The organism is Kineococcus mangrovi, from assembly GCF_041320705.1.
GTDB classification, from domain to species: Bacteria; Actinomycetota; Actinomycetes; order Actinomycetales; family Kineococcaceae; genus Kineococcus; species Kineococcus mangrovi.
In genome coordinates this window covers 182,684-196,683 of the sequence record NZ_JBGGTQ010000001.1, presented here as the reverse complement: position 1 = coordinate 196,683, position 14,000 = coordinate 182,684, and the positions used below count along the sequence as shown (strand labels likewise).

The 14,000-nt window shown below is 72.8% G+C and carries 19 protein-coding genes; 4 read left to right on the top strand and 15 right to left on the bottom strand.

Features of this window, described 5'->3' with window-relative positions:
* Positions 1-26 precede the first annotated feature (26 nt).
* Complete coding sequence (locus AB2L28_RS00910; RefSeq protein ID WP_370716841.1) at positions 27-275, top strand: hypothetical protein; 249 nt, start codon at positions 27-29, stop codon at positions 273-275.
* 12 nt (positions 276-287) lie between these two features.
* On the opposite strand, the gene AB2L28_RS00905 is transcribed toward AB2L28_RS00910, so the two are convergent.
* The 11 genes from AB2L28_RS00905 to AB2L28_RS00855 all read right to left on the bottom strand — a co-directional run bounded on the left by AB2L28_RS00905 (position 288) and on the right by AB2L28_RS00855 (position 6,655).
* Entirely contained in the window at positions 288-719 is a 432-nt protein-coding gene (locus AB2L28_RS00905; RefSeq protein ID WP_370716840.1) for a hypothetical protein, read from the bottom strand.
* A 197-nt stretch (positions 720-916) separates the two neighbouring features.
* Positions 917-2,047 (bottom strand): phage major capsid protein, encoded by a 1,131-nt coding sequence (locus tag AB2L28_RS00900; RefSeq protein WP_370716839.1) that lies wholly within the window; start codon positions 2,045-2,047, stop codon positions 917-919.
* 239 nt (positions 2,048-2,286) lie between these two features.
* Positions 2,287-2,805, bottom strand: a complete 519-nt coding sequence (locus AB2L28_RS00895; protein ID WP_370716838.1) for a phage terminase small subunit P27 family — start codon at positions 2,803-2,805, stop codon at positions 2,287-2,289.
* A gap of 129 nt (positions 2,806-2,934) precedes the next feature.
* Positions 2,935-3,375 carry a hypothetical protein gene (locus AB2L28_RS00890; protein ID WP_370716837.1) on the bottom strand — a complete coding sequence of 147 codons (441 nt, stop codon included), beginning with the start codon at positions 3,373-3,375 and terminating at the stop codon, positions 2,935-2,937.
* Positions 3,376-3,505: 130 nt separating this feature from the next.
* Positions 3,506-3,676, bottom strand: a complete 171-nt coding sequence (locus tag AB2L28_RS00885; RefSeq protein ID WP_370716836.1) for a hypothetical protein — start codon at positions 3,674-3,676, stop codon at positions 3,506-3,508.
* A complete protein-coding gene (locus AB2L28_RS00880; RefSeq protein ID WP_370716835.1) occupies positions 3,673-3,861 on the bottom strand; it encodes a hypothetical protein in 189 nt (62 codons plus the stop codon). Before AB2L28_RS00880 ends, AB2L28_RS00885 begins: the two co-directional genes overlap by 4 nt.
* A complete protein-coding gene (locus AB2L28_RS00875; RefSeq protein WP_370716834.1) occupies positions 3,858-5,585 on the bottom strand; it encodes a YfjI family protein in 1,728 nt (575 codons plus the stop codon). The genes AB2L28_RS00880 and AB2L28_RS00875 overlap by 4 nt, the downstream gene beginning before the upstream one ends.
* Positions 5,585-5,839 (bottom strand): hypothetical protein, encoded by a 255-nt coding sequence (locus AB2L28_RS00870; RefSeq protein WP_370716833.1) that lies wholly within the window; start codon positions 5,837-5,839, stop codon positions 5,585-5,587. Before AB2L28_RS00870 ends, AB2L28_RS00875 begins: the two co-directional genes overlap by 1 nt.
* A gap of 83 nt (positions 5,840-5,922) precedes the next feature.
* Positions 5,923-6,141, bottom strand: a complete 219-nt coding sequence (locus AB2L28_RS00865) for a hypothetical protein (RefSeq protein ID WP_370716832.1) — start codon at positions 6,139-6,141, stop codon at positions 5,923-5,925.
* Positions 6,138-6,434, bottom strand: a complete 297-nt coding sequence (locus AB2L28_RS00860; protein ID WP_370716831.1) for a hypothetical protein — start codon at positions 6,432-6,434, stop codon at positions 6,138-6,140. Before AB2L28_RS00860 ends, AB2L28_RS00865 begins: the two co-directional genes overlap by 4 nt.
* Complete coding sequence (locus AB2L28_RS00855) at positions 6,434-6,655, bottom strand: helix-turn-helix transcriptional regulator (RefSeq protein ID WP_370716830.1); 222 nt, start codon at positions 6,653-6,655, stop codon at positions 6,434-6,436. The genes AB2L28_RS00860 and AB2L28_RS00855 overlap by 1 nt, the downstream gene beginning before the upstream one ends.
* Before the next feature lie 114 nt (positions 6,656-6,769).
* On the opposite strand from AB2L28_RS00855, the gene AB2L28_RS00850 reads away from it, so the two are divergent.
* On the top strand, positions 6,770-7,357 hold the full coding sequence (locus tag AB2L28_RS00850; protein ID WP_370716829.1) for a helix-turn-helix domain-containing protein: 588 nt from the start codon (positions 6,770-6,772) through the stop codon (positions 7,355-7,357).
* Positions 7,354-8,457 carry a tyrosine-type recombinase/integrase gene (locus AB2L28_RS00845; protein WP_370716828.1) on the top strand — a complete coding sequence of 368 codons (1,104 nt, stop codon included), beginning with the start codon at positions 7,354-7,356 and terminating at the stop codon, positions 8,455-8,457. The genes AB2L28_RS00850 and AB2L28_RS00845 overlap by 4 nt, the downstream gene beginning before the upstream one ends.
* A gap of 6 nt (positions 8,458-8,463) precedes the next feature.
* Here AB2L28_RS00845 and glnA read toward each other — a convergent pair whose 3' ends face one another.
* On the bottom strand, positions 8,464-9,888 hold the full coding sequence (gene glnA, locus AB2L28_RS00840) for a type I glutamate--ammonia ligase (protein WP_370716827.1): 1,425 nt from the start codon (positions 9,886-9,888) through the stop codon (positions 8,464-8,466).
* A gap of 185 nt (positions 9,889-10,073) precedes the next feature.
* On the opposite strand from glnA, the gene AB2L28_RS00835 reads away from it, so the two are divergent.
* Positions 10,074-10,514, top strand: coding sequence for an RDD family protein (locus AB2L28_RS00835; RefSeq protein WP_370716826.1), 441 nt, complete (start codon positions 10,074-10,076; stop codon positions 10,512-10,514).
* 164 nt (positions 10,515-10,678) lie between these two features.
* Here AB2L28_RS00835 and AB2L28_RS00830 read toward each other — a convergent pair whose 3' ends face one another.
* The 3 genes from AB2L28_RS00830 to AB2L28_RS00820 all read right to left on the bottom strand — a co-directional run bounded on the left by AB2L28_RS00830 (position 10,679) and on the right by AB2L28_RS00820 (position 13,997).
* Positions 10,679-11,410, bottom strand: a complete 732-nt coding sequence (locus tag AB2L28_RS00830) for a DUF4191 domain-containing protein (RefSeq protein WP_370716825.1) — start codon at positions 11,408-11,410, stop codon at positions 10,679-10,681.
* A 46-nt stretch (positions 11,411-11,456) separates the two neighbouring features.
* Complete coding sequence (lipA, locus tag AB2L28_RS00825; RefSeq protein WP_370716824.1) at positions 11,457-12,473, bottom strand: lipoyl synthase; 1,017 nt, start codon at positions 12,471-12,473, stop codon at positions 11,457-11,459.
* Between the two features lie 69 nt (positions 12,474-12,542).
* A complete protein-coding gene (locus AB2L28_RS00820) occupies positions 12,543-13,997 on the bottom strand; it encodes a serine hydrolase domain-containing protein (protein WP_370716823.1) in 1,455 nt (484 codons plus the stop codon).
* Between the last annotated feature and the right edge of the window lie 3 nt (positions 13,998-14,000).

The window sequence follows — 14,000 nt, the reverse complement described above, 5'->3', positions numbered from 1 at the left end:
GGTCGATGAGTGACAGCATGGTTGCCATGAGTGACATCTATGCCGATGACCTGCCTACGGACGGCAGCCGCTTCGTCGAAGATCACATCCTGCCAGCCCTCCTGGAGGCAGACCCGGAAACTGCTGTCTCCGCAGAGGTGAGCAGTCACGGCAATCAGGTCGTTCTGGTTCTCCGCTTGGACGACGGCTGGGGATCAGGCGGCAAGGCACTCGACATGGCCGGGTACACACGCGCTCTGCTGCGTCAGTACCAGGAGTGGGCACGTCGGGCGTAGTCGCGACGCATGTCAGGGTTCACGTAGGGCGACGTCGAGCGTGCGGCGGTGCACCTGCTCGACGGCCTCCAGCGCCCGCGCCGGCAGCGTCGTGGGCACCCACACCACGACGTGATCCCGCCGGGCCGGATCGCACCGGACCGGGCCGCGGGTCAGCGCCCGCGTCAGCCCGGTCGGGTCGCCGGCGAACAGCTCGACCACCGGCGTCTGCTGCCACGCCGCGGGCAGGGCCCGGGCCTCGTCCTGGCTCAGGGCCCGGGACAGACGCACCACGACCGCGACCAGCGAGGACGGCCGGCGCAGGTCCTCGACCCACCCGCCGAGCACCGAGGTGGCGCGCTCGGGGCGGTCCGGGACGGCGGCCAGGTCCACGCCGACAACCTCGACGACCTGCGCGTGCCCGGCCGGCGTGCTCTCCGCGGTGGCGGTTCTCCTCGTGGACATGGGCTTCTCCTGCGCTCGTAGGACGTGGGCAGGACCCGCAGAGACACAGGGTGCCTCTGCGGGTCCTGCGGGCGTCGAGGGGGCAGCTCCGGGGTTCCACGCCCGGGCCCCTCGACTGGAGCCTCAGCGGTCTCGGCCGTGACCAGCTGGGCCCTGCCCCGGTGAGGAGCCCCGTGGACCCCTCACCGGGGAGTTCATCAGGCCGCCAGGTCCACGACCGCGACCGCCGAGGGCCGCAACGCGGCGAGCCCGTAGCGGCCCTCCACACGCAGCACGACCTGGTTGTGGGTGAACAGCTCCCCGGAGCGGTCCGCGTCCAGGCGGGCGTCCTCGCGGATGACCAGCCGCACCTGCGACCAGTCCGCCAGCAACGCGGTGCCGGCAGGCATCTTCGGGCTCACGATCCGCGGCAGCCCCCACAGGGTGGGCTGCGTGGCCTCCAGGGCGTTGCCGCCGAGGATGAACTGACCCGTGGTGCCGTCCTCGCGGGCCAGGTCCAGCTCCTCGTCGTCCTCGGGGCTGAACACCCACGCGGTGGGACGTTCCCCGGCCCGGCGCAGCGTCGTCAGCGCCTTGCGGGTCGTGGTGAACACGTCCGCGCTGGCGGTGACGGGGGTCGTGCCGGGCAGCGCGAGCAGGCCGGTCAGGTTCTCCCCCGTCCCGTCGCCGGCGACGATCTGCCCCTCCAGAGCCTCCAGCAGCCCGGCCTGCAGCTCCACGGTCAAGAACCGCTCCAGCTCGACGTGGTCGGCGAACAGCCGCTCGGTGATCGGCTCGGACAGGTGCGCCAGCACCCGGACCCGGTCGGTGACCTCCTCCACGGTGAACACCGAGGTGGGCTTGACCGCCCCGTCGGGGACCATCGCGGCGTTGTTGGTCCGGGCGTTCTGCTGGACGTAGGAGAACTCGTTGGCCGTGGTGGCGGTGCGGTTCACCAGCAGGTTCAGCAGGCTCAGCGGCTCCTCGGCCTGCCGGACGATGTCGGGCACGATCGGGGACGGCACGCCGATGGAGCCGTTGGTCAGGGCCTTGGTGCCCACTCCGTCGGCGGTCTGACGCAGCTGGTCGGCCACGTCGCGGCCCCAGCTCGAACCGAGCCCCTTGCCGGCGATGCGCGAGGCGGAGTTACCCCGCCCGCCGCGGTCGTCGGGGTCCATCAGGGCCTGGATCCGGTTCGCGGCCTGAGCCGCGCCGGCGTCAGCCATCGTGCTCTTGAAGTCGGCGTCCAGGCGGGCGAACTCCTCCTGGCGGGCCGGCGTCCACGACTTGGCCGTGGCGCTGGAGGTCATGTCCTCCATCTGGCGCGAGAGGTTGCGTGCCTTGGTCATCAACTGCTCGTAGGTGGGCATGGGAGCCTCCGGGGACGTTGCGGGACAGGGGAACGGGCACGACGGGCCGCGGAACCGGGTTCTGGCCTGCGAACCCTCGACGCGGCGTCGGTGCCACTACTGCCTGCTGCTCGAACGGGGCGTCACGACGGCGGCGGGACGACCCGGCGGCCCGGAGGCGGCGGGGTCGACCGGCAGTGGTCACTGCGACGGCCGGAACGAACTCGGCACGCAGAACTCTACGCGCCGGGCGCTCCGCCGCCGTCCTGACGCGCCCGGTGCTCGGTCAAGATCGCCTCCAACGGGGAAACCTCCTGGGCACGCTGCACCTCCGCGACCCCCAGCGCCGAGCGCGCCGCCGGCGTCAGGCCCAACGCCGACTCCAGCTTCAGCAGCCGGTCCAGCACAGCGCGGATCTCCGCCCACGCCGGGTGCATCCGCAGCTGCCCGGTTGAGCCGGTGACCATCGCCCCGTCCCCGGCGAGTTGGGAGCGCAGCGCCTCGACCAGGTCCTCCAGCTCGCACAGCCGGGTCACCGTCGGCACGTCCGCGGCCGGGGACAGCCACGACGCGTGGCCCCACACCTGCCTCCAGCGGGCCCTGCCGGCGTCCAGGAGCTGCTGAGGCACCGCAGGGACGCCCTCAGCGCCCGGCAGGGCCACCAGGTCGCCCTGAGCGGGCAGCCGGCGGCCCCCCGAGTCCGTCCCGGGCCGCCGGCCCCGGGCCCGCTTCTGCTCCAGGGGCAGTCGTCCGGGCACGTGATCACCTCCAGGTGGCGAAACCATGATCGCCGAATCGGTTCGATGGGTTGAGCTTGCGTGCAAACGCCCGGCGCGGGTCGTGGCCGGCCCTGCCCGGCAGAGATCCGATGGCCCTCCCCCTGCCGGTCACCGTCCCCACTGCTGCAGCTCGTGGGCGAGGCGGTCGGCGGCGCCGGCGTGCAGCGTGGCGGTGAGCTGGGCCAGCCGGCCGCGGACAGGGGTGGTGGTGACGCCGACGATGAACCCGTGCAGGCGGTGCAGCAGTTCGCGCTCGGGGGCGCAGGTGGGGTCGGCGGGCAGGGCCGCCTCGATGGTGGGCAGGCGGTGTCCGCCGAGACGGACGGGGCCGCCGGGCTGGCCGTCGTCGAGGCCGGGGCCGAGGTGAACGTCGATGGTGGTGCCGCGGTGCTCGACGTCCAGGACGAGCAGCAGGGGGTGGTCGGTGGGCCAGTGGTGGTGATCGGGGGTGCCGTAGGTGGTGTCGGTGGGCCAGGTGGCGCTGGCGTGCAGGGCGGTGACGGTGAGGGTGGCCGGCCAAGGCCAGGTGGTGAGCAGGTCGGTGGTCACGCGGTCCTCCCGGGGAGGTGGTGTGCGTCGTGGACGTCGTCGTGGGGCTCGTGGAGGTCTTCGTCGCCGTCGAGTTCGCGCACGACGGCGGGGTCGGGACGGGGATCGGTCTCGAGCACGGGGTCTCCGGTCACTGGTAGGCCTGGTGGGCGTGGCGGTGGCAGTAGCTGCCGGGGGTGGCGACGCGGGTGAGGCAGCGGCGCCCGCCGCTGGTGCGGCCGATGCAGCGGGACCAGCCGCCGGCCCAGTCGTCGAAGACGGCCCAGTCGTCGGGGGTCCAGGTGGTGGGGTCAGGGATCACGGGCGGTCTCCTGGAGGGCGCGGGGGTGTAGGTGGTGGTGGGCCGTCGGGGACCTCGAACGACGTGCCGACGAGCAGGCCGTCGAAGCTGGGCCCGAGCTCCAGGAGCCAGGGGTGGTGCCGGCCGTCGGGGTAGGTGATCCACGCCGCGGCGTACTGCTGGCTGAGGCGGACGGCCCGGCTCACGCGGCGTCACCCTGGTCTGTGGGTTGTGTGGGCGTCCTGCGGTCTCGGTCCAGGACGGGGCGCCACTCCTCCAGCGGGGGCGGTTCCCCCGGCTCCCACGTCTCGGCGGCGTTGTCGTAGGGCTGCGAATCGCCCACAGAACACACAGAAGGCGCCCCGGCCGGGGGTTTGGTGTGTTCTGTGGGCGATTCGGCAGGGTCGGACAGCGCATCGGGATGGACGGCGTACCGCGGGGAGCGGGGCCGGCCGGTGCGCTGCTGGTCCTCCTCCAGGCGCCAGATGTGGCCGTGCTCGACCAGGACGGCCAGGGCCGGACGAAGTACCTCGTCGTCTCGCAGGTCATCAGCCACCGACACCTTCAGGTCGCGCACGGAGAACTGCCGCAGCTGGCGCCGGCGGAGGTTGACCAGGACGCGCTCGGCGTTGGCGTCGGCGGGGTTGGCGCGCATCGCCCGATAGGCCTCCAGGGCGTGCTCGGTCAGCCAGCGCGCCAGGACGATGGCCCGCTGGACGGTCTCGGCCTGCACGAGGGTCTGATCGCTGCCGTGCTCGGCGACGTGCAGCAGACCGACGAGCCGGGCGGTGGAGCCCATGAGCTTGCCGCCCCAGGCCTGCAGGTTCGCGGACGTGGCCAGGGCTTCCCCGGGGGCCAGCTGCGGCTCGACGCGAGCCTCCTCGGCCCGGAAGACGGCCTCGGCGTCAGCGGACAGCTGCAGGAGGCAGCGGTCGGACTCCCAGCGGGCCAGGTCCAGCGCGAGGTGGCGCAGCTGGGCGGCGTAGCCGGTGCTCACCTGGGCAGGGACGGGGTCGGCTGCGATGCGACGGCGTCCGACGGTGGAGGGGGGCAGGAGGAACCAGAACCGGGCCAGCAGGCCCCGGCCGCCCATGGTGGGGTTGGACCCGACGGCCCGCAGGACGTCGGGCTGGACGGTCAGGACGAGGTTGAGTGCGGGGTCGTTGACGTACTCGGGATCCCGGCCGCGGCGGTCGACGCGGATGGGGTCACCGGAGTAGGCCTTCAGGACGGTGTCGAGGTTGGCGACCCCGTTGGAGTACCGGCCGCCGATCAGCTCGAAGAACCCGCCCTCGGCCGAAGCGATGCTCAGCCGCCCGCCGTGACGGGCGAGCAGGGCGGCCACGGCCTCGGGGGTCGCGTCGTCGGCGAAGTACCGCGGCTCGGGCGGAACGGTGAGCCCGGCAGCCGTCTCGGCAGCAGCCAGGGCGTCGGCCAGGGCGTCGGCGTCGCCCGGGTGGGCCTTGGACGCCTTGCGGCGCGCGGCCTCGGCCTGCCCGTCGGCGACCTCCTTGGCGGTGCGGGCCTCCAGGATGACCGGCAGCGCCTGGGCGACCAGCTCGCGCTCGACCTCGTACAACGGGGCGAGCACGGCCTTGAAGACGGGGCTCTTGCGGGTGGCCGGGGGCAGGACGGGGGCGACGAAGACGTTGAGGGGTTCGCGCCAGCCGGGGCGAATCTGCAGCTCGGCCCGGCCGCCGGCGACGACGGCCAGGGCGCCCAGGACCAGGCCGCCGACGAGGGCCGACGGGACCTGGGTGGCGACGGTGAGGGACTGAACGAAGGGGGCGGCCCAGTCCGGCAGCGTGTGCGCCGGGAACTCCCTGGTCGCGCGCGGTTGGCTCAGCGGGATCAGGGGGCCGCCGGCGTCGTGGACCGGGGGGTTGCCCCAGGGGTCGGGGACGGGGCCGTCGTAGGCCTCGGTGTTCATCAGCTGGCCTCCCGGTATCGCTGGGCCTGGTCTCGGCGGACGCGGTCGGCGACGTCAGGACGTCCGCGCCGGTCCCACAGTTCCGCGTAGCTGGGTTGGGATGCGGTGCGCCGCATGGTGTCTGCCGCGGCCTGTGCCATCGGGCCGTAGAACTCATCGACCTGGGCGCGACGTCCGGCGTGGAACCCGAGTTCGTAGGCCAGGGAGGCGTACAGGTCGACGGTCGCCTGAGCGGCCGGGGTGGCAGTGGCCATGTCGAGGGTTTCGATCCAGTCACCGTCGGGGGTCCGACCCAGGGGCAGCCGTCCGCAGGTGGGCCTGATCCAGTCGCCGGGGATCATGCCGCGCCTCCCTGTCGCGTCGGGTTCTTCGATCCGGCCTCGACGTGTCGGGGCAGCGTGATCTGCTGCGCCGCAGCGACCTGCAGTCGGTAGGCCCGGTGAGGGTCGGTGCCGTCGTCCAGGACGAGGACGACGCCGGAGGGTTCGTGGACTTCGAGCAGGTGCACGTCGACGTCGAGCCGGCGGGCGAGCTTGTCCAGGTCGCGGCGGTTCACAGGGAACCTCCCTCGACCGGCTGCAGTGAGCACAGGACCACCTCGGCCTGGTGGCCGCGGGCCTGGGCGCGCTCGACGGCGCGTTCGGCGGCCTTGAGGGTCAGGAAGGTCCTGCGGCGGTAGTGGTCGCCGTCGAGCTTGACGACGACGACCAGGGCGCCGGACACGATGCCGAGCAGGTCGACGCAGTCGGTGCCCGGTGCGATGCTGGTCCCGTCGGCGGCTTGGTGGCGGTTCGACTTCTCGGCGGCGGTCCCTGTGGCGGGGGCCGCCGCCGTCGTGTTGTGGGTCATCAGGCGGCACCCCCCGCGTCTGCGGCCTCTTGAGCCTGCAGCCACGCCTCGACGTCGGCCGGGCGGTACAGCACGCGGCGGCCCACCTTGAACCCGCGGGGGCCGGTCCCGAGGTGCCGCCAGTAGCGAACGGTGGACTCGCCGGTCCGGGCGATGCGCGCGACGTCAGCAGTGGTCAGCAGAGTGTGAAGGGTGGGCGGGGGGAGTTCGGGTGCCGGCATGGGCTCTTCCTTCCGGTGAAGTCCTCGACGTGCTGGTTGGAAGAGTGGCCGATGTGGCTTGCTGCGTCAAGCCAACGCGACTAGCGTCACTGTTCTACTTAGGAAGGAGTTGAGATGCCGCGACAGAACGCACCCCGAACCGCTGGTGTGCACGACAGGCTCGTCGCCTGGATGAAGGCGGAGCGAGAGCAGCGGGGGTGGTCCTACGAAACGCTGGCCCAGCACATGACCGCGGTGGGGTGCCCCATCAACCAGTCCGCGATCTACAAGATCGAGAACGGTTCCCCTCGGCGCCGCATCGACGCGGAGGAGGTAGCTGCTCTTGCTGAGGTCTTCGATGTGTCGGTGGGGGAGTTGTTCGCGGGACCCGAGACACGGCTGCTCGCAGCGCGGTCGGCAAATCGCGCTGCAGCCGGCGCGATCGCCGAAGCACGCCGAGCGGTAGACGAGGCGTACGAGGCGAACCGGGGGGTCCTCGACCAGGCCGACAGTGGCGCAGCGGTTCCCGAGGGGAACAACTGGCGGAACGCGCTGGCGAGCTGCCTGGACCACGAACAAGCTCGACCCCGCCTGGCGGACGCGACAACTACGGACCACCTCGAACACCTGGTGCAGACCTGGGAGGCGCTGGTCCAGCTCATGCGGCCCGGGGCTGAGCAGGAGTCAGCGGACAACCGAGCGCGGCGCCGCGAGCGAGCATGAGCAGCGTCAGGCGGCGGCCGGACGGCGTCTGGCGTGCCCGCTACCGGGACGTCGCAGGCAAGGAGCACGCGCGGCACTTCGAGCGGAAGGTCGATGCGCAGCGCTGGCTCGATGAGGTGTCGGCCGCGGTGGTCACCGGCACCTACGTCGACCCGAAGACGGCACGGGTGAGCGTGGCCGAGTGGTGCACGACGTGGCGCAACGGGTACGCCGGCAACCGGGCCAGCACCGTCCGTCAGGCCGAGGTGCACCTGGCCCGGATCGTCGCCGAGTTCGGACCCATGCGCCTGGCGGACGTCCGGCCGTCGCACGTCAGGTCATGGCTGGCTCGTCTGCAGGCCGAGGGGCTGTCGGCCAGCTACGTCTACGCGCTGCACGGGCGGCTGGCGCAGGTCTTCTCCGACGCGGTGCACGACGGGATCGTGCCGCGGTCGCCGTGCTCGAGGCGGACGTCACCGAAGGCGGGGGAGCAGCGGGCCTACGTCGCCACCACGGAGCAGGTCTGGGCCCTGTACGAGGCGTTCCCCGAGCGTCAGCGCGTCGCGGTCCTGCTCGGGGGGATGGTGGGGCTGCGCACCGCGGAGGCGGTGGGGCTGCGGGTCTCGGATGTCGACTTCCTGCGCGGCGTCGTCACGCCGGCGGTGCAGGCCGGCGGGCTGCCGCTGAAGACGGAGTCCTCGAGGTGGCCGGTGCCGATCCCGCGCGAGCTCGTCGAGGACTTCCTGGCGCCGCACGTCGAGCGGTGGCCGGGGCAGACGCTGCTGACGAACGACCGCGGGGAGCCGCTGCCGACGTGGACGCTGGACCGTCTCGTCCGCCGGGCGCGCGGCCGGGTCGACGGCCTGCCCGAGGAGTTCCGCTTCCACGACCTGCGGCACTACTTCGCGTCGCTGCTCATCTCGCAGGGCCTGGACGTGAAGGTGGTGCAGCGGCGGGTCCGGCACGCCTCAGCGAAGACGACGCTGGACACCTACGCGCACCTGTGGCCGGACTCCGATGACACGACAAGGGCCGCCGTCGCGTCCGCGTTGTCCGCTCGTGCGGACTGGTTGCGGACTGGCGACGACGGCCCAGGGCGTCTACGCAGGTCAGAGGCCTAGCGGACCTCAGATGTCGTAGTAGAGCTCGAACTCGTGCGGGTGCGGGCGCAGCCGGATCGGGTCGACCTCGTTGGTGCGCTTGTAGTCGATCCACGTCTCGATGAGGTCGGACGTGAACACGCCGCCCTCGAGGAGGTACTCGTGGTCGGCCTCGAGCGCGTCCAGGACGGCGGGCAGCGAGTACGGGACCGTCTTGATGTTCGCGTGCTCCTCGGGCGGGAGCTCGTAGAGGTCCTTGTCGACCGGGTCGGCCGGCTCGATGCGGTTCTTGATGCCGTCCAGGCCGGCCATGAGCTGGGCCGCGAACGCCAGGTACGGGTTCGCCGACGGGTCCGGCACGCGGAACTCGATGCGCTTGGCCTTCGGGGAGTTCCCGGTGATCGGGATGCGGATGCAGGCCGAGCGGTTGCGGGCCGAGTAGACCAGGTTGACCGGCGCCTCGAACCCGGGGACCAGGCGGTGGAAGGAGTTCACCGTCGGGTTCGTGAACGCCAGCAGCGACGGCGCGTGGTGCAGCAGGCCGCCGATGTACCAGCGGGCCAGGTCGGACAGGCCGCCGTAGCCCTTCTCGTCGTAGAAGAGCGGCTCGCCGTCCTTCCACAGCGACTGGTGGCAGTGCATGCCGGAACCGTTGTCGCCGAACAGCGGCTTGGGCATGAAGGTCACGGTGTGACCGTTGCGCAGCGCCACGTTCTTGATGATGTACTTGAAGAGCAGCAGCTGGTCGCCGGCGTTCTTCAGGGTGTCGAACTTGTAGTTGATCTCGGCCTGGCCGGCGGTACCCACCTCGTGGTGCGCCCGCTCGACGGACAGCCCGGCCTTCTCCAGCTCCACGACCATCTCGTCGCGCAGGTCGGAGAAGTGGTCGATCGGGGCGACCGGGAAGTACCCGCCCTTGTAGCGGGTCTTGTACCCGAGGTTCCCGCCCTCCTCCTTGCGGCCCGTGTTCCACGCGGCCTCGATGGAGTCGATGTGGTAATAGGACTCGCGCTGGTTCGTCTCGAACCGCACGTCGTCGAAGATGTAGAACTCGGCCTCGGGACCGAAGAACACGGTGTCGGCGATGCCGGTCGTCTTCAGGTACGCCTCGGCCTTGGCCGCGATGTTGCGCGGGTCGCGGCTGTACGCCTCGTTCGTGAACGGGTCCACGATCGAGTGGTTGATGACGAGCGTCTTCTCCTTGCGGAACGGGTCGAGGAAGGCCGACGTCGGGTCCGCGATGAGCTTCATGTCCGATTCGTGGATGGCCTGGAAGCCGCGGATCGAGGATCCGTCGAACATCTGGCCCTCGGACAGCGCTTCGACGTCCACCGTGCCGGCGGGGACGGTGAAGTGCTGCATGACACCGGGCAGGTCGCAGAACCGGATGTCGACGAACTTCACGTCTTCGCGCGCGATGAAGTCGATGACCTCTTGGGCGTTGCTGAACATCCAACCTCCAGGAACGGAACCGGCCCGGGTGTCGAGCCGCCGCGGACGCGCCGACCGTAGAGGCGCGATGTTTCGCACCTGTTACGTCGGCGTTTCCGCAACCTTACCGACGTCCGGAAGTCGACGACAGGGCCCCCGGGGAGCCGGCTCCGGCTGCCCTGCGACGCGCCCCGTAGGCTGGCGTGGTGGCCGACCGGACGACGCGCAGGAGTCCCGACCCGGACCCGGCGGACCCGCCCGTCCAGCCACCGGGGGTGCGGCTCGGGCTGCCCGCCACCGGCTCTGGCTCGGTCGCCGGCTGGGGTCGGCGCGTCCTCGGCCTCGTCGTGGACTGGATCGTCGCGACCCTCGTCGCCCGCACCGTCCTGGACGGGCTCGGTCGCGACCTCGGGCCGCTGCTCGTCTTCTTCGTCATGCACCTGCTGCTCGTGTCCACGATCGGGATGAGCATCGGGCACGCCGTCACCGGGATCGCGGTGCGGCGCCTCGACGGCCGGCCCGTGGGCCCGGCGATGGGGGCGCTGCGGGCGCTGCTGCTGACGCTCGTGATCCCCGCCGTCGTGTTCGACGCCGACCGGCGGGGCCTGCACGACAAGGTGACCGGCGTGGTCGTCGTCCGGCGCTGACGCCCGTCCCGGCCCGCGCGGCCCGGTCGACGGCGCGGGGTGACCTCGTGCCCGAACCCGTGGCGAGTCGAGCCGGTGCGGGGCGCCGGGGGACCCGGGGACGCGAGGAAGGGCCCGGCCCGCCGGGTGGCGGGACCGGGCCCTCGTCGTCCTGCGGTGCGCCGTCAGCGCCCGCGCATCGCGCGGCGGTCGGGCCGGGCGCGCAGGGGGTCGATGCCCTGGGGGACCGGCGGGCGGATGCCGCCGAGGGCCTTGAGGCGCTTCTGCACGGCGGCGACCTCCTGCTTGGTCAGCTGGGGCTTGAGGCGCTGCACGCGCGAGGCCAGCTTGCGCAGCGGGACCTCGCCCTCCGCGCCGCCGTCACCGACGGTGAAGAGGTGGACGGGGACGTTCGGCACGACGCGGGCGACCTTGCGGCGCTCGGCCTCGAGCAGCTTGCGCACGCGCGAGGGCGGGCCGTCGCCGACGAGGACGACGCCACCGCGGCCCAGGGCCCGGAAGACCATGTCCTGCGTGCGGGCCTCGGCGGCCACCGGCTCCTGCTCGATCGTCCAGCCGCGGCGGATGGACGACAGCGCCGCCCCGGCCGCGCCCTTCTGGCCCTCGAGGTTCACGTACGCCGCGCGCTCGGCGCGGCGGCCGAGCACGAACGTGGCGGCCAGCACGCCCAGCAGCAGACCGAGGATCGTGAAGTAGATCGGGTGCCCGGCCAGCAGCCCGACGAGCAGGCCGAGCACGATCGGCCCCGCGAAGGCCAGCAGCAACCACCACCGGGTCGGCGGGTCGACCCGGACGGTCATGTCGTAGACCTGCTTCAGCTGACGGGTCCGCGCCCACCGCTTCTTCTTCGGCCCGGGTGCGGCCGCACCGCCGTCGCTGGATCCTCGTCGTGCCATGGCGGCAAGGATACGTGCCCGCGACGGACCCCGGGCCGGCCTCCCGTCAGCCCCGGGCGAGCAGGCTGGAGGCCTCCTGGGCGGCGGGGATCTCCCGGTCCAGGTGTGCGAGCTGCTCGGGGATCGCAACCCCGCGCTTGCGCATCGCCCCGGCCCACAGCCGTCCCGCGCGGTAGGAGGACCGCACGAGCGGACCGGCCATGACCCCGCTGAACCCCATCTCCTCGGCCGCGCGGGAGAACTCCACGAACGCCTCCGGCTTCACCCAGCGCTCGACCGGGTGGTGCCGCGGCGTCGGGCGCAGGTACTGGGTGATCGTGATGATGTCGCAGCCGGCGTCGTGCAGGTCCTGCAGCGCGGCCAGGACCTCCTCGTCGGTCTCGCCCATGCCGAGGATGAGGTTCGACTTCGTCACCAGACCCGCCTCGCGGCCGGCGGTGATGACGTCGAGGGAGCGCTGGTAGCGGAACGCCGGGCGGATGCTCTTGAAGATGCGCGGGACGGTCTCGACGTTGTGCGCGAACACCTCCGGCGCCGCGTCGAAGACCTGCTGCAGGAGCTCGGGGCGGGCGTTGAAGTCCGGGACGAGGATCTCCACCCCCGTGTGGAACTCCCCGTCGGAGTTCAGCGCGTGGGTCTGCCGGATCGTCTCGGCGTACAGCCACGCCCCGCCGTCGGCCAGGTCGTCGCGGGCGACGCCGGTGATCGTGGCGTAGCGCAGGCCCATCGTGCGGATGCTCTCGGCGACCCGGCGGGGCTCGTCGCGGTCCAGCGGGGACGGCTTGCCCGTGTCGATCTGGCAGAAGTCGCAGCGCCGGGTGCACTCGGAGCCACCGATGAGGAAGGTGGCCTCCCGGTCCTCCCAGCACTCGTAGATGTTGGGGCAGCCGGCCTCCTCGCACACCGTGTGCAGGCCACCGGACCTCACCAGCCCCTTGAGGTCCTTGTACTCCGGACCGGTGCGGGCCGTCGTGCGGATCCACGACGGCTTCCGCTCGATCGGCGTCTCGGCGTTGCGCGCCTCGAGGCGCAGCATCCGGCGTCCTTCCGGTGCGATCGTCACCGGGCCAGCCTACGTCGCGGTCCGCGGGCGGGGGGGACGGGGCGGTCGCCACCTCCCCGCGGGGGCACGTCACGGGGTCGCCGTCCAGCCGGCCGCGTCGACCCCGCCGGGCACGTCGGCAGTCGGGTCGTAGGGGGTGCGGGTCAGCCGGAAGCTCGCCAGGTCCAGGTGCGAGACCGACCCGTCGGCCGCCGGGACCGGGCGCAGGAGCTCCCCGGCGTAGTACTCGTCCAGCCCCCGCCAGGCGCCCGGCACGCCCTCGGCGCGGACGAACCGGGAGCCGCGCCCGCGCCCGCCGAGGCCGGCCAGCTCCAGGCCGTCCTGGGCACCGACCCGCGCGGCGCGCAGCGTCAGCGGCGCCGGACCCCAGTACCAGGGCCCCACGAGCGCGAGGACGTCGGCGGGCACGTCGCGCGGCACCCACGCCTGCGGGGCGTGCGGTTCGGCCTCGGCGAGGGTCTGCAGCAGCCGCCCGGCCAGGTCGCCGAACCCGGTCGTGGAGTTCGTCAGGGCCACGACGGCGTCGCCCGTCTCGACGTCGACCCGCAGCATCGCGACGAACCCGGGCATGGACCCCGAGTGCCCCGCGTAGCGGCGGCCGGCGACGTTCCACAGCTGCAGACCCAGGCCGTAACCGGCCGCCCACCCCGCGGCCCGCGCGTCGTCGACGCTCTGCGGTCGCCACATCTCCTCCACCGTGCTGCGGCGCAGCACCTGCGAGCGCCCGCCGATGACCCCGGCCCAGCGCGCCAGGTCCAGGACCGTCGACCAGACCTGACCCGCCGGGGCCATCGCGCCCGCGTCGTGCTCCGGCTCGGGCAGCACGACGTCGGCCCACGGGTGCACCGCCAGGCCGCGGGCGGCGGGGGAGACGGGGCGCATCGTCGTGCGGTCCATGCCCAGCGGTTCGAGGAACTGGGCGCGCAGGACGTCGCGCCACGTCGACCGCCGCACGCGGCCCACCAGCTCGCCGAGCACGCCGAAGCCGACGTTGGAGTAGTGGAAGCGCGTCCCGGGGCGGTGCCGCACGGCGCTCTCGCCGAGCAGCGGCACCAGGGCGTCCCAGTCCCCGCCGCTCGTGCGCTCCCACCACGGCCCGTCCGTCTCGGCCTGCACCCCGCCGGCCTGGCCCAGCAGCTGACCGACCGTGACGCGCCCCACCCCGTCGGCCAGCTCGGGCAGGTGCGCCCGCACGGGGTCCTCGAGGCCGACCAGCTCGTCCTCGACCGCGCGCAGGACGGCGGCCGCCACGAACGTCTTGGTGATCGACCCGATGCGGTACTGCGTGTCCGGGCCCGGCCGGCCCGCCCCGCCCGCCCCGCCGTCCAGCCCCGTCGTCCCCGCCCCACCGCTCCACACGAGCGCCCCGTCGCGCACGAGCCCGGCCGCGACCGAGGGCAACCGGGACGCGACCTGCTCGGCGGCGAGCAGGTGGTCGAGGCGGCGGTGGGTGCTCGGCAGCAGCGACTGCGGGTTCCCGCCCGAGACGCGGTGCGGGGCGGGGGAGCTGGGCGCCGTGGTCATGCC

Coding starts and splice junctions, on each gene's coding strand:
- AB2L28_RS00910 (WP_370716841.1), top strand. CDS start 27: ATGAGTGACATCTATGCCGATGACCTGCCTACGGACGGCAGCCGCTTC.
- AB2L28_RS00905 (WP_370716840.1), bottom strand. CDS start 719: ATGTCCACGAGGAGAACCGCCACCGCGGAGAGCACGCCGGCCGGGCAC.
- AB2L28_RS00900 (WP_370716839.1), bottom strand. CDS start 2,047: ATGACCAAGGCACGCAACCTCTCGCGCCAGATGGAGGACATGACCTCC.
- AB2L28_RS00875 (WP_370716834.1), bottom strand. CDS start 5,585: ATGAACACCGAGGCCTACGACGGCCCCGTCCCCGACCCCTGGGGCAAC.
- AB2L28_RS00870 (WP_370716833.1), bottom strand. CDS start 5,839: ATGGCCACTGCCACCCCGGCCGCTCAGGCGACCGTCGACCTGTACGCC.
- AB2L28_RS00860 (WP_370716831.1), bottom strand. CDS start 6,434: ATGACCCACAACACGACGGCGGCGGCCCCCGCCACAGGGACCGCCGCC.
- AB2L28_RS00855 (WP_370716830.1), bottom strand. CDS start 6,655: ATGCCGGCACCCGAACTCCCCCCGCCCACCCTTCACACTCTGCTGACC.
- AB2L28_RS00850 (WP_370716829.1), top strand. CDS start 6,770: ATGCCGCGACAGAACGCACCCCGAACCGCTGGTGTGCACGACAGGCTC.
- AB2L28_RS00845 (WP_370716828.1), top strand. CDS start 7,354: ATGAGCAGCGTCAGGCGGCGGCCGGACGGCGTCTGGCGTGCCCGCTAC.
- glnA (WP_370716827.1), bottom strand. CDS start 9,888: ATGTTCAGCAACGCCCAAGAGGTCATCGACTTCATCGCGCGCGAAGAC.
- AB2L28_RS00830 (WP_370716825.1), bottom strand. CDS start 11,410: ATGGCACGACGAGGATCCAGCGACGGCGGTGCGGCCGCACCCGGGCCG.
- AB2L28_RS00820 (WP_370716823.1), bottom strand. CDS start 13,997: ATGACCACGGCGCCCAGCTCCCCCGCCCCGCACCGCGTCTCGGGCGGG.